Annotated in this window: 18 protein-coding genes; 17 read left to right on the forward strand and 1 reads right to left on the reverse strand. The window is 43.1% G+C overall.

Going from position 1 to position 19,191, the window contains the following annotated elements; all coding sequences use genetic code 11:
* Positions 1–122 precede the first annotated feature (122 nt).
* From A0O21_RS00400 to A0O21_RS10700, 17 genes are all read left to right on the forward strand, one after another.
* Positions 123–1,340, forward strand: coding sequence for an argininosuccinate synthase (locus A0O21_RS00400; RefSeq protein ID WP_067059949.1), 1,218 nt, complete (start codon positions 123–125; stop codon positions 1,338–1,340).
* A 618-nt stretch (positions 1,341–1,958) separates the two neighbouring features.
* A complete protein-coding gene (gene argH, locus A0O21_RS00410; protein ID WP_067059954.1) occupies positions 1,959–3,344 on the forward strand; it encodes an argininosuccinate lyase in 1,386 nt (461 codons plus the stop codon).
* 85 nt (positions 3,345–3,429) lie between these two features.
* Positions 3,430–3,789, forward strand: a complete 360-nt coding sequence (rnpA, locus tag A0O21_RS00415; RefSeq protein WP_067059956.1) for a ribonuclease P protein component — start codon at positions 3,430–3,432, stop codon at positions 3,787–3,789.
* Complete coding sequence (locus A0O21_RS00420) at positions 3,755–4,588, forward strand: YidC/Oxa1 family membrane protein insertase (protein WP_269465549.1); 834 nt, start codon at positions 3,755–3,757, stop codon at positions 4,586–4,588. The genes rnpA and A0O21_RS00420 overlap by 35 nt, the downstream gene beginning before the upstream one ends.
* A 245-nt stretch (positions 4,589–4,833) precedes the next feature.
* Positions 4,834–5,817 (forward strand): RNA-binding cell elongation regulator Jag/EloR, encoded by a 984-nt coding sequence (jag, locus tag A0O21_RS00425; RefSeq protein ID WP_067059959.1) that lies wholly within the window; start codon positions 4,834–4,836, stop codon positions 5,815–5,817.
* Positions 5,818–6,043: 226 nt separating this feature from the next.
* Positions 6,044–6,178, forward strand: coding sequence for a 50S ribosomal protein L34 (gene rpmH / locus A0O21_RS00430; RefSeq protein WP_067059962.1), 135 nt, complete (start codon positions 6,044–6,046; stop codon positions 6,176–6,178).
* A 949-nt stretch (positions 6,179–7,127) separates the two neighbouring features.
* On the forward strand, positions 7,128–7,952 hold the full coding sequence (locus A0O21_RS00440; RefSeq protein WP_067059966.1) for a ZIP family metal transporter: 825 nt from the start codon (positions 7,128–7,130) through the stop codon (positions 7,950–7,952).
* A 1,683-nt stretch (positions 7,953–9,635) separates the two neighbouring features.
* A complete protein-coding gene (locus tag A0O21_RS00445) occupies positions 9,636–10,616 on the forward strand; it encodes a Gfo/Idh/MocA family protein (RefSeq protein WP_067059968.1) in 981 nt (326 codons plus the stop codon).
* A gap of 335 nt (positions 10,617–10,951) precedes the next feature.
* Positions 10,952–11,734, forward strand: a complete 783-nt coding sequence (locus tag A0O21_RS00450) for a TatD family hydrolase (protein ID WP_067059970.1) — start codon at positions 10,952–10,954, stop codon at positions 11,732–11,734.
* Positions 11,724–12,293, forward strand: coding sequence for a ribonuclease M5 (rnmV, locus tag A0O21_RS00455; protein ID WP_067064984.1), 570 nt, complete (start codon positions 11,724–11,726; stop codon positions 12,291–12,293). The genes A0O21_RS00450 and rnmV overlap by 11 nt, the downstream gene beginning before the upstream one ends.
* Positions 12,294–12,295: 2 nt before the next feature.
* Positions 12,296–12,742, forward strand: a complete 447-nt coding sequence (locus A0O21_RS00460; protein ID WP_067059972.1) for an HIT family protein — start codon at positions 12,296–12,298, stop codon at positions 12,740–12,742.
* A gap of 140 nt (positions 12,743–12,882) precedes the next feature.
* Positions 12,883–13,824, forward strand: coding sequence for a ketopantoate reductase family protein (locus A0O21_RS00465; protein WP_067059974.1), 942 nt, complete (start codon positions 12,883–12,885; stop codon positions 13,822–13,824).
* Positions 13,825–14,355, forward strand: coding sequence for a DUF1697 domain-containing protein (locus A0O21_RS00470; protein WP_067059976.1), 531 nt, complete (start codon positions 13,825–13,827; stop codon positions 14,353–14,355).
* A gap of 30 nt (positions 14,356–14,385) precedes the next feature.
* On the forward strand, positions 14,386–14,907 hold the full coding sequence (locus tag A0O21_RS00475) for a methyltransferase family protein (protein WP_067059977.1): 522 nt from the start codon (positions 14,386–14,388) through the stop codon (positions 14,905–14,907).
* A gap of 40 nt (positions 14,908–14,947) precedes the next feature.
* Entirely contained in the window at positions 14,948–15,790 is an 843-nt protein-coding gene (locus A0O21_RS00480) for an SDR family NAD(P)-dependent oxidoreductase (RefSeq protein WP_067059979.1), read from the forward strand.
* A gap of 18 nt (positions 15,791–15,808) precedes the next feature.
* Positions 15,809–16,681 carry a 16S rRNA (adenine(1518)-N(6)/adenine(1519)-N(6))-dimethyltransferase RsmA gene (gene rsmA / locus A0O21_RS00485; protein WP_067059981.1) on the forward strand — a complete coding sequence of 291 codons (873 nt, stop codon included), beginning with the start codon at positions 15,809–15,811 and terminating at the stop codon, positions 16,679–16,681.
* A gap of 171 nt (positions 16,682–16,852) precedes the next feature.
* Positions 16,853–17,209 carry a hypothetical protein gene (locus A0O21_RS10700; protein WP_158511680.1) on the forward strand — a complete coding sequence of 119 codons (357 nt, stop codon included), beginning with the start codon at positions 16,853–16,855 and terminating at the stop codon, positions 17,207–17,209.
* 716 nt (positions 17,210–17,925) lie between these two features.
* Here the strand turns inward: A0O21_RS10700 and A0O21_RS00495 are convergent.
* Positions 17,926–18,558, reverse strand: a complete 633-nt coding sequence (locus A0O21_RS00495; RefSeq protein ID WP_067059983.1) for a GntR family transcriptional regulator — start codon at positions 18,556–18,558, stop codon at positions 17,926–17,928.
* Positions 18,559–19,191 lie beyond the last annotated feature (633 nt).

Here is a 19,191-nt window from a genome sequence, read left to right on the forward strand (position 1 = left end):
TTGTCGATTTTTTGGAATAAAAATACATTTTTTTAAAAAATATACATAAAAAGGGTTGACAAAAGAATAAATATACATTATCATGGACACATAGCTAATAAATATAAGAAAAGAGATACAATATGTCTAAAGAAAAAGTCATTTTAGCCTATTCCGGCGGTCTAGATACATCAGTTGCCATCACTTGGCTTAAAAAAGACTATGATGTGATTGCTGTTTGCATGGATGTCGGTGAAGGCAAAGATCTTGATTTTATTCATGATAAAGCCCTGAAAGTCGGAGCTGTTGAATCTTATGTCCTCGATGTTAAGGATGAATTTGCCCAAGACTATGTTCTTCCTGCTCTTTGGGCTCACGCCTATTATGAGCAGAAATACCCCTTGGTTTCAGCGCTCAGCCGTCCGATTATTGCTAAGAAGCTGGTAGAAATTGCCCATAAAACAAATGCTGGGACGATTGCTCACGGCTGTACCGGCAAGGGAAATGATCAGGTTCGGTTTGAGGTCGCTATCGCTGCGCTTGATCCGAATCTCAAAGTTATCGCACCGGTTCGTGAGTGGAAGTGGTCGCGTGAGGAAGAAATTGAATATGCTAAAGCCCACGGGGTTCCGGTTCCGGCGGATTTGGACAATCCTTATTCGGTTGACCAGAATTTATGGGGACGTGCCAATGAATGTGGTATTCTTGAAAATCCATGGAACGAGGCGCCGGAAGATGCCTTTGGTATTACAAGCGCTGTAGAAGATGCTCCGGACAAGGCGGATTATATTGAAATCGAGTTTCAAAAAGGGACCCCTGTTGCTCTTAACGGGCAGAAAATGAAGCTGGCTGATTTAATTCAAAAATTAAATGAGCTCGCCGGAAAACACGGAATAGGACGGATTGACCATGTTGAGAACCGTCTGGTTGGTATTAAATCAAGAGAGATTTATGAATGCCCAGGTGCAGTAACACTGTTAGCCGCTCATAAAGAGATTGAAGATTTGACTTTGGTTCGGGAAGTCGCTCATTTTAAGCCTATTCTTGAGAATGAGCTGGCTAATCTGATTTACAATGCGCTCTGGTTCAGCCCAGCCACCGATGCGATTTTGGCCTATATTAAAGAGAGCCAAAAAAACGTTAACGGTACAGCTAAAGTTAAACTTTATAAAGGCAGCGCAAAAGTGGTTGCCCGCAAGTCTCCTAACTCCCTTTATGATGAGAACCTGGCTACTTATACTAGCGCTGATACCTTTGACCAAGACAGTGCTGTCGGGTTCATCAAACTTTGGGGGCTGCCGACAAAAGTCAACGCTCAAGTACAGGAGCAGGCTCAAAACAATACACCTGAGAATGACTAAAGAAAAGTGCCGGAATATTTCAGATAAAAGTGTCCTGTGAGGCGCATCTGAACCCCTCTTTTCTTATATAGCAGACTTTCTCGTCAATGTGCTCAGTGAGCCACAACGAGCTTAAATAAAGCCGGCCTGAGAGCCGACCTTTAAGAATAGTGTCCGGTGAGACAAAGCAAGGGTCGGGAGTACCATCTCCCGCCCCGTTTTCATAAGAAACAAAGCCCCTTAAAAGAGCAAAGCAAAAAGGCGGTAAGCCAGAAATCTCTGATTTCGTCTGCGCCCCCCTGCCAGAACGACTAGAAAGGTGCGGTCGACTGTTAAGGCGACAAAGCTTCCAGACGTTAACGGCTGGCGGTAAGCCAGAAATCTCTGATTTCGTCTGCGCCCCCCTGCCAGAACGACTAGAAAGGTGCGGTCGACTGTTAAGGCGACAAAGCTTCCAGACGTTAACGGCTGGCGGTAAGCCAGAAATCTCTGATTTCGTCTGCGCCCCTCTGTCAGGACGACTAGCAGAGTGTTGCCGTTTTGAACTATTAGTTTAACTGAAATCAAAACAAGAAAAAGAGACAAAGGGAAACCTGCTGCGGTTCAGGTTTACTTTTTCTTATAAATAGAGGAATCATCATGACAAAAAAAGAAAAACTTTGGGGCGGCCGTTTTGAAGCCAGCCTTGAGGACTGGGTGGAGGCATTTGGAGCGTCAATCAGTTTTGACCAAAAAATGGCTAAATACGATATTCAGGGATCGCTCGCTCACGTCACTATGCTGGGTGAGACGGGAATTATTGCAGCAGAAGAAGCTGCTGCTATCAAAGCCGGCCTTGAAAAACTACTTAAGCAGTATGAAGACGGACAGTTAGTCTTTACTGTGGACAATGAGGATATTCACATGAATATCGAGGCCCTCCTGACAGCTGAGATCGGTTCAGTGGCCGGTAAGCTTCACACGGCGCGCTCACGGAATGATCAGGTCGCAACAGATATGCATCTGTATCTGAAAGCGAAATTAAAAGAAGTGCTGGAAAAATTGGACCATCTGCGCCAAGTACTGCTTGATCTTGCCCAAGAGCATACTTATACCATTATGCCGGGCTATACTCACTTGCAGCATGCTCAGCCTGTTTCTTTCGGGCACCATCTGCTGGCCTACTATAATATGTTTACAAGGGACAGTGAGCGTTTTGATTTCAATTTTGAACATACGGACCTTTCTCCCTTAGGAGCGGCTGCTCTTGCTGGGACAACCTTCCCTATTGACCGTGAGCGGACAGCAGATTTGCTCGGTTTAGCTAAGCCTTACAGCAACTCGCTTGATGCAGTATCGGACCGCGATTTTATTCTAGAATTTCTGGCTAATGCCAGTATTTTGATGATGCATATGAGCCGTTTGTGTGAAGAGCTGATCAGCTGGTGTTCTCATGAATTCCATTTTATCAGTTTGTCTGACACTTTTTCAACCGGCTCGTCCATCATGCCGCAGAAAAAAAATCCCGATATGGCGGAATTGATTCGCGGAAAATCGGGCCGGGTTTATGGCAATCTGCTCAGCCTGCTGACCGTTATGAAATCTCTTCCTCTGGCTTACAATAAAGATTTACAGGAAGATAAAGAGGGGATGTTTGATACAGCAGAAACCGTAACAGTTGCTCTGGATATTTTAGCTGGCATGCTTGATACAATGACTGTCCACAAGGAAGAAATGTCTCAGGCAACGGAAAAAGATTTTTCCAATGCAACTGAGCTTGCCGACTATCTGGCCAGCAAAGGTTTGCCTTTTCGTGAGGCCCACGCTCTTGTCGGCAGGCTGGTTTTAGAGTGTACGAAAGGCGGATATTACCTGCAGGATGTTCCTTTGGAACGCTATCAGGAATTATCTGACTTAATTGAAGAGGATATTTACCAAGCTCTCCGCTCCCGCACAGCAGTTGAGAGGAGGCAGTCGCTTGGGGGGACAGGCTTTGAGCAGGTTAAAGAGCAGATAAAGCAAGCCAAAGACGATTTAAAATCATAAGTAAAGAAAGCCAAAATACCAAGGGTTGAGGCTTTTTTCTATTTTGTGGTATAATAGTAATAATTTAGATGTTTGGAGTTATGTTTTGAAGAAGACCTACCGTGTCAAGAGCGACAAAGATTTTCAAGCCATTTTTGACCATGGGGAAAATGTTGCTAACCGGCGGTTTGTTGTCTACCGTTTAGCAAAGCAGCAGCAGCACTTTAGAGCCGGAATTTCTGTCGGTAAAAAAATCGGCAATGCGGTTATCCGTAATGCGGTTAAGCGTAAAATCCGGCATGCGCTTATGGAGTTTCAAAGCCGTCTGGTTTCTGATGATTTTGTTGTAATTGCCAGAAAAGGAGTGGAATCTTTGGATTATCATGAGATAAAGAAAAATTTGCGGCATGTTCTTAAACTTGCTAAATTATATCAGGAAGGTTCAGATAGTGAGAAGAAAAATTAAGTTATCAGGGTTAGCTGTCAGCGGTCTTTTATTTTTGTCTGCCTGCAGCCGCAGTGAGGTCAGTGCTTCATCCGGCAATGGATGGGATCAGCTTGTTTATTTTTTTGCCCAAGCCATCAGATGGCTGTCCTTCGACGGTTCCATCGGGCTGGGGATTGTTCTCTTTACCATTATTATCCGTGCCCTGATGATGCCTTTATATAATATGCAAATCAAGTCCGGACAAAAAATGCAGGATCTTCAGCCCGAGTTAAAAGCATTGCAGGCCCAGTATTCTGGGAGAGACAGCGGGAGCCGGATGAAATTAGCCGAGGAAAGTCAGGCTCTCTATAAAAAATATGGTGTTAATCCTTATGCCAGCTTTATTCCGCTGGCCATTCAAATGCCGGTTATGATTGCCCTCTATCAGGCACTGACACGTGTTGCTTTTTTGCGTACCGGGCGATTTTTATGGTTGGAGCTGTCACAGCCCGATCCCTATTTTATCCTTGCGGTTCTGGCTGCCGTCTTTACTTTCCTTTCTTCTTGGCTGACAAATAAGGCGGCTAAGGAGGCAAATTTTGCAATGACAGTTATGACCTATTTGCTGCCGGCCTTAATTTTCTTTATGGGCTTCCGCTTAGCCAGCGGGATTGTCCTTTATTGGACAGTCTCCAATGCCTTTCAGGTTGTCCAGATTCTCCTGCTCAATAATCCTTTTAAGATTATTGCAGCCCGGCAGCAGGCTGAACGGGAAGCTAAAGAGCGTCAGGCCAAAATGCGCCGCGCCAGAAAAAAAGCAAGAAAGCAAAGAAAATAAACGAACACGCCCTAAACGCTGCGGGAAAAAGATGTCCTGACTTAGAATCTGACGATTCGTCAGTCAGTCCCCTATTTGCCTTTTGCGTTTTTCACGGGCTTTGTATCTTGTTGGAATTGAACACGCCCTAAGAGCTGTGCAAAAAAGATAAAATTTCCTAGAGTCTTAGCGACTCTTCGTCAATTTTCCTATTTTTGCTTTGCTCTTTTCACGGGCTTTGTATCTTGTTGAAGGAGAGAGTTGTTATGGTGATTTTCACAGGTTCAACTGTTGAAGAGGCTATCGAAAAAGGATTGGAAGAGTTGCAAATCTCGCGTTTGAAAGCACATATCAAGGTTATTGCACGTGAGAAAAAAGGATTTCTGTGGTTTGGAAAGAAACCGGCACAGGTTGATATTGAAGGGATTGCTGAAACGACAGCGCATAAGGCTGACCAAAGAGCGGTCAAAGGGGTGCCTGATGCTGTTAATCGGCAAAATGAACCTGTCTCTTCGCAGCTTGAGGATGCACTCGAAATGGCCAAAGTCAGCGGCATGATAAAGAAAAAAGAAAAAGCCGGTCAAGCTGTTGGGGACAAATTCAAGGAAACAGTCTTGGATACTAAAAAAACACCGCAGACACTTTTAAGAGAAGTTCAAAAGGAAGAAGGTGTTTTGGAAGTTAATCCGGCAGAGGGTGCTCCGGTCAGCAGCTCATTATCTGAAGCAGCAGAAAGGGACAGTGATTTTGCAGCCTTTGTAGCAGCAGAGTTTGATGTGGAAGCTCAAAGTGGTGATATTGAACAGGCAGTTGCTGGCGTAAGTGATTATGTCAAAAAAATTATTTATGAGATGGATATTGATGCCACTATTGAGACCAGCCATACGAGCCGTCAGATTAATCTGCAGATTGAAACACCGGAAGCCGGCCGTGTCATCGGTTATCATGGGAAAGTTTTGAAATCGCTGCAGCTTCTAGCTCAGAATTTCCTGTATGATCGCTTTTCAAAAAATTTCATTGTTTCGCTGAATGTCCATGACTATATTGAACATCGGACCGAAACGCTGATTGACTTCACACAGAAGGTTGCCAGACGGGTGCTGGATTCAGGCCGCAGTTATACCATGGACCCAATGAGTAACAGTGAGCGAAAAATCGTTCATAAAACGATTACTAAAATTGAAGGTGTCGAGAGCTATTCAGAAGGCAATGACCCCAACCGCTATGTTGTGGTTGCTTATAAGCGATAAAATACGCATTAAGTTGTTGGAGCAAAGTAGGAAGTGCAAGTGAGTTCGGAATATGCTTTCCTTGAAATCCTGCATCAGTTTCTCTATATTTTCTTTCGTTCAATAAAAGTTCAGTAAATCTTGACAGGGTCAAAGCTTTATTATAAAATAGATGAGTATGTTTAGTAACTGATATCACATAGCCGGCTAAACGAATACGAAATTCTATGAGGAGGTATTCTGAAACGTGAAACGGACTTATCAACCAAGTAAAATTCGCCGTCAGCGTAAGCACGGTTTCCGTCACAGGATGGCAACTAAAAACGGCCGCCATGTATTGGCCAGCCGCCGTCGCAAAGGACGCAAAGTTTTATCAGCTTAAAAGAGCTGTGTTGTAACAAGGAACCGGAAGTGCTCGAGGCTTTCGGTTTTTTTAATGCAGTGCCTGTTCAAAATGTTTTTGCCTTTAAAATCAATCTCTGTGAAAAAGCAAATAAAGGTCTTTTCTAGTCGCGCTGTGCTGCGTTAGCAGAAATTTTAAACTGCCGCTGTAAAAGTCAGCAGGCGGTGAAGCAAAGCTGTTTTTATATTTTTCTTAAATTGATTTTAATTTATTTTGTGATATGATAAAAACAGCAGGTTTAAAAGAGCAGAGGTTTAGGAATCATAAGCCGGAATAAGCATTTGTTTTAAAATTATAAAACCTGAGAGAACCCGCCTTAAGTTTAGAGATTGACTGGCTGTAGAGGTGCGCAGACGAAATCACAGATTTCTGGCTTACCGTCATTTTTGTTTTGCTCTGTTCACGGGTTTTGTATCTTATGAAATTGAACACGCCCTAAGAGCTGTGCAGTGAAATCATCCAGTGGATGATTTCAGCCCGAACCTAGAAAAGGGAAAGTGAGGGGACTGGGAATCTGTATCGTTACCTAGTTACCGCTAGCCGTAGCCATCTGAAGGCTTTGTAGTCTTTACAGCCTGCCGCAGCCTTCTAGTCGTCCTGGCAGAGGTGCGCAGACGAAATCAGAGATTTCTGGCTTACCGCCTTTTTGTTTTGCTCTGTTCACGGGTTTTTGTATCTTGATGTAACTGAACACGGGCTAAGCTCTTTGCAAAAAAGACAGCCTTCCCTAGAGTCTTTAGTGACTCGGCGGTCAGGCTCCTATTTTTGCTGTGAGCTTTAAACGCCCTTTGTATCTTGGTGAACTGAACACGGCCTAAAATCCTAGTGAAAAAGATGGCTGTCATCGTGATGCAAGCATCACTTGCCAACCCCTATTTTCATACGGATTTTTAAACGGCTTTTGTATCTTATGAAAGAGAGTGATGAGATGATTGAGTGGATGATGTCGCAGAATGTAGTCTGGCTGGCGTTTTTGGCTGGTTTGTTTACTTGGGGCTGTACAATCCTTGGTTCAGGGGTGGTGCTTTTCTTTAGGAATATCAGTCGAAAACTTTTGGATGTTATGATGGGGTTTGCGGCCGGTGTTATGATTGCAGCCTCCTTTTGGTCTCTTCTGGCTCCGTCAATCGAATATGCAGAGGCAGACTATGGCGGCTGGTCTTGGTTTCCTGCAACTGCAGGTTTTATACTGGGCGGTCTTAGTCTTCGCTTAATTGATGCTATTGTCCCGCATCTGCATTTAGGTAAGGATGTCGATGATGCTGAAGGGATTCAGCCTAAGAAAAAATTATCCAAAACTGCCTTGCTTTTTTTGGCTATAACGATTCACAATTTTCCGGAAGGATTGGCTGTGGGGGTTACTTTTGGCGCTTTGGCATCAGGGAATATGACAGTAGCCGGTTTAGTCGGGGCTATCGGTTTGGCGATTGGAATTGGTCTGCAAAATATTCCTGAGGGAGCGGCGCTTTCTATTCCTATCAGAGCCGATGGCAGTTCACGCGCTCATGCCTTTTATATGGGATCTATGTCTGCTATAGTTGAGCCTATCGGTGCTGTACTTGGTGCTGCTCTGGTCATGATTATGCTTCAGATTATTCCTTATGCTTTAGCTTTTGCAGCAGGAGCTATGATTTTTGTCGTAGTGGAGGAACTAATCCCTGAGTCACAGACCAACGGCAATACAGATATTGCGACACTTGGTCTGATGGCCGGTTTTGTCATCATGATGGTAATGGATGTTGCATTAGGATAATGGGTGAGCAAGACAAAAATCAGGAATTTTGTTTCTGTTTTGATATCCTTTTATATTTAGTTATAAAATTGAGGCCGGGGTTTCCCGGCCTCAAGCAATATTTACAGGGTTATAGCGGTTTATCTACTCATTTAGTCTCTTCTTTAGTATGTCACGCAACAACTTAAATACTTTTTAAAAGAGCTGCCCTTTTTCCTATAAAATGATACACTATAAGTGGCACAAAAAATTTTAAAATATAATCTAAAAACTGTGGAGTGAGAGGGCCATACAGCAGGAGTTTCCTGTTGCACTAGCTAGCGGCCGCAGACATCTGAGTGTGGGACAGTACTTCAAACAATCAGTTTCCCTCACTGTCTATTTCTAGCTTTGGGCTGAAGTCACCCGCTGGGTGATCTCACTCCCGCAAGGTCAAGTGAACATTTTAAAGTTTTAAAAAAGAATAAAATACCATTAGCCTACTGTATCTTAGCAAGGGTGCGCCTGCGAAATCAGAGATTTCGGACTTACCGCTAGCCGTAGCCGTCTGAAGGTTTTGTCGTCCTAGCGACCGACCGCACCCTTCTAGTCGTCCTGGCAGGGGTGCGTCTGCGAAATCATAGATTTCTGGCTTACCGCCATTTTCATACGGATTTTTTAACGGGCTTTGTATCTTATTAATTGAACACGCCCTAAAATCCTAGTGAAAAAGATGACATCTATCGCGATGAGAGTCATCGCTCGTCTGTCCCTATTTTCATACGGATTTTTAACGGTCTTTGTATCTTGGTGAATTGAACACGCCCTAAACGCTGTGTAAAAAAGATAGACTTCCCTAGAGTCTTTAATAACTCAGCGGTCAGTCTCCTATTTTTACTTTGCGTTTTTAACGGGCTTTGTATCTTGGTGAATTGAACACGCCCTAAACGCTGTGTAAAAAAGATAGACTTCCCTAGAGTCTTTAATAACTCAGCGGTCAGTCTCCTATTTTTACTTTGCGTTTTTAACGGGCTTTGTATCTTGGTGAATTGAACACGCCCTAAAATCTTAGTGAAAAAGATGGTATAACCATGCTTTGTAATAGCAATTGATTAGAAAAGCCGTAGCCGTCTGAAAGCTTTATCGCCTTAACAGTCGACCGCACCTTTCTAGTCGTTCTGGCAGGGGTGCGTCTACGAAATCATAGATTTCTGGCTTACCGCCATTTTCATACGGTTTTTTAACGGGCTTTGTATCTTGGTGAATTGAACACGCCCTAAAATCCTAGTGAAAAAGATGGTATAACCATGCTTTGTAATAGCAATTGATTAGAAAAGCCGTAGCCGTCTGAAAGCTTTATCGTCCTAACGGCCGACCGCAGCTTTCTAGTCGTCTTGGCAGAGGTGCGTCTGCGAAATCAGAGATTTCGGACTTACCGTCATTTTCATACGGATTTTTAAACGGCCTTTGTATCTTGGTGAATTGAACACGCCCTAAACGCTGTGTAAAAAAGATAGACTTCCCTAGAGTCTTTAATAACTCAGCGGTCAGTCTCCTATTTTTACTTTGCGTTTTTAACGGGCTTTGTATCTTGGTGAATTGAACACGCCCTAAGCTCTTTGCAAAAAAGATAAAACTTCCTAGAAACTGAAGTTTCTTCGTCAGTTTTCCTATTTTTGCTGTGAGCTTTTCACGGTCTTTGTATCTTGTGAAAGGAGAAAGTTGATGCGTTTAACGATTGTTGGTTCAGGGATGATTGTTTCTGATTTTTTGAGTATTATAACGGATTTGCCTGAGATTCAGCTGGAATCACTGGTTGGAACAAAGCGCAGTTGGGAGACGCTGCAGGCCATGAAGGCGGAATATGGTTTTAGATACTGTTATACTGATGCTGAGGAGGCCTTTGCCAAAGACAGTTCAGATACGGCTTATATCGCTGTCCCCAATCATTTGCACTACCGCTTCAGTAAATTGGCTTTAGAGGCCGGGAAAAATGTGATTTGTGAGAAACCTTTTACCCTTAAAGCAGATGAATTAAGACATTTAAAAGTCTTAGCGGAAGAAAAAGGGCTTATATTGCTGGAAGCCATTACTAACCAATATTTAGGCAATTATGCTTATATTAAAGAAACGCTGCCGACCTTGGGTGATTTAAAGCTGGTTGAATGCAATTACTCTCAGTACTCATCCCGCTATGATGCCTTTAAACAAGGGACAGTCCTGCCGGCTTTTGACCGGGAAAAAGGGGGCGGCGCTCTCATGGATATTAACATCTATAATATCCATTTTGTTGTCGGTCTGCTTGGCAAGCCGACAGCGGTCTATTATTATCCTAATATTGAGCGGGGAATCGATACTTCCGGTATTTTGATTTTAGATTATGACAGCACTAAGGCTGTTTGCATTGGCGCCAAAGATTCTGAATCGGAGATTCGGACCACTCTTCAAGGCAATAAAGGCGCTTTAGTTGTTAATGGTGCAACCAACACTCTTCCAAGCTTAACGTTAAGCTATCATAAGAGCCGTCCTCAGGAAAAAAATAACAATCACCACCCGCACCGTATGTACAGCGAGTTTAAGCAGTTTATCAAAGTTATTGCAGAAGGGGACTTGGCCTTTGCGCGTGAGCAGTTGGAGCACAGCCTGATTGTTATGGAAGTCCTTGAAGAAGCAAGGAACAGTATGGCAGTAATGAAGGAGAGCTAAAATGAGTCAATAGCAAGGTACGTGGGACTAGGTCCGCGGGCAAAGTCAGCCTGTTTGGTTCCGACCTTTTATGATATTGTAAGTCTGCCTGAGGTTCGACCGGCCATTTTTTGGCTTACAAAAGGAATGGTTGGATAACGACTGCAGAGCTGAAAAGGTTTCTATTAAAAGGCAGATGGTGAGTTTTACAAAAAATAACTGAAGTGCTCTTTAATAGAGCAGGGAAGAGTGGCTGGGACGAAAGTCCTGCTTCATTTCACTTTTTTAGACAGATAAGTTCGACACAGTGCTTGATTTGAAACACAGTGTCAGCAAGAAAATAAGGAAGGATAAAGATGACAGCATACCGTATCTTTGATACCCATACACATTTGAATGTCCCGCAGTTCGAGGGCAGGGAGCAGGAAGAAATTGCTTTTGCGCGTGAGCTTGGGGTGACAAGGGTGAATGTTGTGGGTTTTGACCGGCCGACAATCACTAAGGCACTTGAATTAGCTGATAGGTTCCCCGAAGTATATGCAACGATCGGCTGGCATCCGACAGAAGCAGGATCCTATAATCAGGAAGCTGAGGATTTCCTCTTAGCCAGTCTTCAACACCCTAAAGTGCTTGCTCTTGGCGAAATTGGGCTTGATTATCATTGGATGGAAGACCCTAAAGAAGTCCAAAAAAGGGTTTTTAAACGCCAGATTCAGCTGTCCAAGGACTGCGGTCTGCCTTTTGTCGTCCATACACGTGATGCGCTGGACGATACTTATGAGCTTATCAAAGAAGCAGGTGTCGGTCCCAAGGGCGGAATTATGCATTCTTATTCCGGTTCGCTTGCCATGGCAGAAAAATTTGTTGATTTGGGTCTGATGATTTCTTTTTCTGGTGTTGTGACTTTCAAAAAAGCACTGGAAGTTCAGGAAGCAGCCAGAGAGCTGCCCTTAGATAAAATTTTGATTGAAACCGATGCGCCCTACCTCGCCCCTGTACCTAAGCGCGGTAAAGAAAACCGGACCGCTTATACCCGTTATGTAGCAGATAAAATTGCAGAACTTCGCGGTTTGACAGGAGAAGAAGCGGCAGAAGCGACCTATCAAAATGCAGTGAGGGTGTTTGGCTTTGAACAGTAAACTAACGATTCAGGAAGTCCTTGTTGTAGAAGGCAAAGATGATACGGTTAATTTGCGCCGTTTTTATGATGTTGATACCTATGAAACAAGGGGCTCAGCCCTTACGGATGCGGATTTGGAGCGGCTGGAGCGTCTCAATGACCTGCGGGGTATTATTGTCTTTACGGATCCTGACTACAGCGGGGAATGTATCCGTAAACGTATTATGCAGGCCATCCCAACTGCTAAACATGCTTTTCTCAATCCCGATGAAGCTAAGCCCAAGTCCAAAAGCAAAGGTCGCTCTCTCGGTGTAGAGCATGCCGGTTTTGATGCTTTGCAAAAAGCTCTCGCTGGTGTGGTCGGCTGTTTCGATGATGATAATCACTTTGATATCAGCAAAGCCGATCTTATAAGACTGGGTCTGCTTACGAGGACCGACAGCCGCAGGCGGCGGGAATTTCTTGGACAGCAGCTGCGCATCGGCTATACTAACGGCAAGCAGCTGCTTAAACGTCTAGAGTTGTTCGGCATCACCCTGGAAGATGTCGAAAAAGCGATGGAGAAGTATAGAGATTAAAGATGTGTCTTATTTGTGAACGAATTGATTGGATAAAAAAAGGGGAAAATCAATATTTTGTAAAAGAATTTGAAACAGGCTATGTAGTCATTGGTGATTATCAGTATTTCAAAGGCTATACCCTTTTTCTTTGTAAATGTCATGTTTCAGATTTGCATGATTTGCCGCAGCAGTTTCGTGTTCGGCATCTATCTGAAATGGCGCTTGTGTCCGGAGCCGTCAGCAACGCCTTTTCAGCTGATAAAATGAATATTGAGAGCCTTGGCAATGGGGAAAGTCATTTACATTGGCATCTTTTTCCGAGAAAAAAAGGCGATTTAGGCCGCTACGGGCAGCAGGGAAGAGGTCCAGTATGGTGGCTGCCTTTTGATAAGATGTATGCAGAACATGCCAGACCGACAGCGTTAGAGCTTAAAGAATTAAAGGAAAAATTATTAGAAAAGCTGTAATAAAATTCCTCATTTACTCGGTTTAAGCTTATTCTTTTACTAGACGCAGCTTCTTGCCGCAAAAAATATTGTCCTCCTTTTATGGGAAAAGCACTTCAGTAATGCTTATAAGGCCAACAAGACAATAAAAGGTGAAAATAATGAGCAGATATTTAATTTACGGGGCAGGAACGATTGGTTTAACGCTTGCTTGGCTATTATCTCCCTATAATGATGTTGACGTCCTAGTCAGGAAGCCCTTAACCAAGCCGGTCAGTCTGGCGGTCAAAGACTTGCGGCAGAAAGCAAAGGTTTATGAAAAGAAAACTTTTCAGCCAAAGACTGTCTTAGAATATAAAAAAACTTATGATTGTGTTCTGGTGACAGTCAATCGTTATCAGCTTCACGAAATTCTGCCTGTCTTATCTGCTAAACAAGGCTTGACCAAAGGATTCATTTTTATACAAAATCATTGGAATTTAATAAATGAATTAAAGGGCTGTTTGCCAAAAGAGAAAATAATGGCAGCTTTTCCTTCGAATATTGGCGGCGGCAGAGACCAAAAAGGACTGGAGGTCATTCTTTTTGATGAAGCCGTACGGTTAGGCGGTTTTAACAAAAAGCTTATTCAGACCTTCCGCAATGATTTGCATCAGGCAGGGGTGAAAACAGCATATGATAAAAATATTTTTGCTTGGCTGAAAGTGCATTATTTACAACAATCTATTACTGCGGGTGCTTTATTAGAGAAAAAGGATTTTCAAACCTTAGCTCAGGATAGACAGGCTCTGCAAAGAATGGTGAGAGCCTTGCGGGAAGGCGTTGATGTGTGCTATCGCTTAGAACCTGCCACCCGCAGAATTGGCATAACCAAAATGATTAGATTACCTATTACTTGTGTGACGGCGGTCCTTCAAAAATTATTTTTGAATCAGAATACACAGGAAATGGTCAGGAATCATATGAAACAAGGCTTATCTGAGTGGATTTACGGCTATCAAGAAGTGCTGGCAGATGGTCTGGAAGCAGGACTTGAAATGACCTATTGGAAAAGTTATCAAACTGGCCTAGAAAACTATCTTAGGAATGAAAGGAGAAATTAAATGCCACTTGCTTTGCTTCGCGGTGTTATGCCAGTTGGTTCCAATAGAATTCCCAAAATGGCTTATTTGAGAGAGATTCTGACAGCTTCTGAGCTGCAGTCTATTCAAACCTATATTCAAAGTGGAAATATCATCTTTGAAACAAGTCAGTCTGACAATGAAGCAAGCCGGCTTATTCATGAGACAATTAAAGAAAAAATCGGCGCTGACTTAGCCGTCATCATTAAGGAGTCGGCGCAGTTTGAGAGAGCTGTATTTGAAAATCCTTTTAGCTCTGGCTATGACAGCATCAGGGTCCATCTGGTTTTTACCAATGATGACTTGCCTGCAGCCAAATGCCAAGAGCTGACAGTCAAAGACTTTGGAGATGAAGAACTGACTCTAGGCAGTGAGTGCTTCTGCATGTATCTGCCAAGAACTGCCCAAAAGAAGCGCCTGACTACTAATTATTTGGAGAAACAGCTCGGTATCAAAGCGACAATGAGAAAACTGAGCCTAGCCGCAAAACTTAGTCAATTCTCTTGCAGATAATGACCGCTCTATAAACCAACAGGAGGACTTATGCCAGCGATTGTTCTTTTGCTCCCTTTTTTGCTCATCAGATTTGGCTTGCTGTCATTTTTAAGCAAATCTGCTTTGGCGCGTGCTGCACATTTTGCCCCGATGGCAAATGGTGAAAAAGCAGCTTACTATATTTACCAATCAGCTAATCTGGCCATTTTAGGGACTGCCTTTTTCGTGAAGATTAAGCTGGATTTTTCCTGGCTCACTTTTGCTGGCATTATTTTTTATGGTTTAGGTTTAATCCTTTGCGCTGCAGCTATGCTTGATTTTGCTGGGGCAAGCGGCACGACCTTCTGTACAAGAGGACTTTATTCCTTATCCCGTCATCCCATGTACTTAGCCTATTTTGTCTGCTTTCTGGGAATAGCCGGCTTAACAAAGTCTGTTTTGTTTCTGGTCTGTGTTTTGGTCTTTCAAGTGTCGGTCCATTGGATTATTCTGGCCGAAGAAAGAGAATGTTTGGCAGCGTTTGGCGAGACATATCGAGCTTACTGTAAAAAGGTGAGACGCTATCTCTAACCGACAGCATAACTGTGTTTTATCATGTTTAGGAGGAAAAATGAAAAGGACGATTATTACAGGAGGCAACAGCGGTATCGGCTATCAAGCAGCCAAACAGCTGGTTCAAAAAGGCTGGCAGGTTACTCTCTTTTGCCGCAATGAACGGCGTGCTAAGGAGGCTTGCCGGAAAATCACGGAAGAAACGGGCAGCGGACAGGTTGATTACAAGCTTGCCGATTTAGCGGATATAAGGAGCGTTCGCCAAGCAGCGGCGGCCTATCTGGAACAAAATCGGTCGCTGGATGTGCTGATTAATAATGCTGCTGATTTTGACCTCTCTGTCAAAAAACGGGTTCTGACCAGAGACGGTCTGGAAAAACAGTTTGCGACCAACGTCCTTGCCCCCTATTTATTGTCAGAGCTCTTGCTGCCTGCTTTAGAGGAGTCCTCTGACGGACGGATATTAAACATCTCTTCCAAGGGTTTGATAATGTACCCTAGAATAAGTCTGGACTTTGATAATCTGAACGGAGAAAAATCCTACTCTCCATCAAAAACTTACTATCAAAATAAACTGGCTCTCCTGATGCTGTCTCTCTATCAAAGAGAGCAGTACCCGAAAGTCAGTGTTCAGGCTGTCCGTGTGACCAATGTAAAGCTTGATATTTCACGCTATCCTAATCTCACACCTGTCATGAAGGCAGTTTACCGGCTGAAATCAAGATTTTCAATACCAGCAGAAAAGATGGCAGAAGTTTATACAGCCTTAGCCAGTGAGGCTGGTTTTGACGGCTTTTTATATGATGAACACTGTAAAGAGGTCAAAGCCAACCGTTCTGCTTATAATAAAACCGAACAGGAAAGGCTATACCGGCTGCTGGGGGAGTTGGCCCGGCGTTAAAAAGGGAGAAAAATTTTTATGAGAATAGCAGATTACAGTGTAACCCGTGCTGTTTTAGAGCGCCATGGTTTCACCTTTAAAAAATCCTTTGGTCAGAACTTTTTGACCGACAGCAATATTTTGCAAAAAATTGTCGATACGGCAGAGATTAATCAAGATGTCAATGTGATTGAAATCGGTCCCGGCATTGGAGCTCTGACCGAGTTTTTAGCCGAACAGGCAGCCGAGGTCATGGCCTTTGAAATCGATGACCGCTTGATACCGATTTTGGCAGATACTTTGAGAGATTTTGACAATGTCCAAATCATCAACGAGGATATTCTCAAGTCTGATTTACAGGCGCACATCGAGGCTTTTGCTGATCCTAGTCTGCCCATCAAGGTGGTGGCCAATCTGCCTTATTACATCACGACACCTATCCTCATGCACCTGATTGAGAGCAGAATTCCTTTTGTCGAGTTTGTGGTCATGATGCAAAAAGAAGTGGCCGACCGTATTTCTGCCGGGCCCCGCACCAAAGCCTACGGTTCCTTATCCATTGCTGTTCAGTATTATATGATGGCAAAACTGGCTTTTGTTGTGCCAAAGACAGTCTTTGTTCCTGCGCCCAATGTGGACTCTGCCATTCTTAAAATGACACGTCGACAGGAGCCGTTAGTTGAGGTGAAAGATGAGGATTTCTTTTTTCGCCTAACTAAGATTGCCTTTGCCCATCGCCGCAAAACCCTCTGGAACAACCTCATCAGTTATTTTGGCAAATCAGAAGAAACTAAGGCCCAATTGAAAGACAGTTTAGAAAGAGCCGGTATTTCGCCTTCTGTCCGCGGTGAAACTCTCTCTATTTCAGACTTTGCGGCCTTGGCTGATGCGCTTAAGGGTTCAGGTCTATGATGATACAGGAACTTTTATACGCCAACACACGCACTTATCTGGTTAAGGAAAACGAAAAAATCTTCTGGTCGATACGGACTGGGCAGGGACTTTGCCAGCTTTTTTCAAGGCCATCAAGCGGATTGGAATGACAGTCGATAATATTGCCTATCTCCTTATCACCCTGACCATATGGGGCTGGCACAGGATTTGATGGATTTAGGAGTTAAACTGCTTGTTCTTGATGTGCAGAAAGCTTTTATTCATCAGTCATATGCCATTTTTGCAAAAGAGAAGTCCAGCAGTTTTAAACCTATTGCTGACGAGCAGATTCACTTGCTTTCTTTGAAAAATAGCAGAGCATTTCTGGCCGATTTAGGCATCAGCGGGGAGATTCTCCACATATCTGGGCACAGCCAAGACAGTGTGTCTTTGCTAATGGACAGCGGTGAAGCCCTTGTTGGTGACCTCTATCCCTTCAGCCAAGCCGTGCTGTATGATAAGTTGGTGCTGACAGCAGCAGGGATAATCTACTCAGGCACCATTTAACTGTTGTCTTTTATGCCCACCCGTTACCAGAAAATATCAGCGGCTGGCAGACAGTTAAGGAGTACAAAGAGCTGCTGGATTTTTGCCCCCAGTGAGGCAGATTAATTTTTGCTGCCTGGCTCATCTGTTAAGAATCTTACTCTAAGGCAAATGGGAATCTTATCCGAAAAAATGCGGATAACATGAATCTCAGTGATAATAGCGAAAAACCGCTAATCTAAATGAATAAGTTCAGCCATATTTTAAAATTTTATAAATGGCAATCAGTTCGATTCAGGAAGATGTAAAATAAAAGAGGGTCAGATAATTATTTGAAAATTTTTGCTGTCCTATCTCCGGACAGATGATTAGGGGACTGCCTATCTACAACAAGGGATAAGGACTTGCAGTCAGCTGCTGCGTCAAACGTATATATCTAAAAAAGTAAAGGGGCTTGGGACAGAACTGTCTCAAGCCTTTTATGCTATCATTGCTTCTTTGCTAGTTAGGATAAGTGATATTTACACCGTTGTGTTTCGGTTCGATTCATTACGTGCCTCATAGCAGACAAACTAAGCTTCACAGGAGATCCATATCTGCCTAATTCTCTGACTGGTTACTGCTATTTAGGATTATCTGCGGGCACTGTTGATTATTTCTGGCTTGCCAAAAGGGTAAGACCAAGATTTGGGATAATATCAATCTTTGCAGCTTCCAGAAATTCCTATATTTTAGAATTATTTTTTTAAGTGAAAAACCTCAGCCATTCGAGTGTAGCTTGCTTCTTCACCGATAAAATAAATCAGATCGTCCTCCTGCAGCCGCTGGTAGGGGCTTGGTGCTAAGAGAAGCTCATTATTTCTTTCTATAGCAACAAGGACAGCACCGATTTTGTGCCAAATCTGAGCTTCCTGGACCTGCAGCCCGACGAGCTCTGAATCAGCATCCAATCTTAAGCCATAAGGATCGAGCGGGTACTTTTTATTGACCAGCTTGGATTGATCCAAATAGACTGACACCAAGCCTTTGAGTTCTAAAAGATTTTTTTCTTGTTCATCAATTTTTTTAAGAATGCGTTCTTTTTGTATTTCAATATCATTTGTATTATCAAAGTCTTCAACAAATTCTATCGCTTTTTCCTTGGAGAGGACAATGGCACCGCTTCCATGTTTCAAAGCGACGATATGCAGGTCAGCTAAAATGTTAAGAGCCCGTCTGGTTGTCTCAGGTGAAACACCGAAAGTAGCGGCCAGAGTGGAGCGTGATTTGATTTTTTCGCCGACAGAGTAATCGCCAATGGCGATTTTTTTAGCAACTTCAACAGCAATTTTTTGAAATTTTGCTGTTTTTACAATTTTACGATTAGGCATGTTTCCCTCCTGTACTAAAAAACAAGCACAACTAAATAAAAGCAGCAGCTTTTAAGAAAAGTAGATTGTCTTGGGCAGATTACAGACAGTGACGCCAGTTTTTAAGCTGCACGCAGTATGACAGCAAATGAAACTTAGCGCAGATAAACAGGAGTTTGAAAATAACTTCAAACCCTTCTAAAAGATGATTTTGGAAATAGCAACCACCAGATAAATTAAATGAAGCGGGAGCGATTTTTGTCAGAAACTTTCAACCCCAGCCTTAAAATTAGGCAGGGAGTGAAGGAAAGTGATTAGTGATGTCAGCCAGCTTTTGTTGTACACCTTACCTGTTTAAGAAGATCAGCAACCTCAAATGGTATTTTGTTCAGTAATAAGAGGTTCAGCAGAGCTAAGTCTGAGAAAATATAGGAAGGAGAATAAACTGGCAGCAGAAAAAAGGAGCAAAATAGGAAAAGGCTAGCGTATTTTATATTGTTATTATAAGCAGGCAGTCCAGCCAGCTTTTTATAGTTATTACTATAGCATACCAAGGACGCTTGGACAACAGAAAAATAAAAAAATGTTGTTTCTGAGAAGAATAGCTTGACAGGGAGAATGAACTAGGATAAAATGACAATAGACTTTAGAAAT

This window comes from Streptococcus pantholopis, from assembly GCF_001642085.1.
Taxonomy (GTDB): domain Bacteria; phylum Bacillota; class Bacilli; order Lactobacillales; family Streptococcaceae; genus Streptococcus; species Streptococcus pantholopis.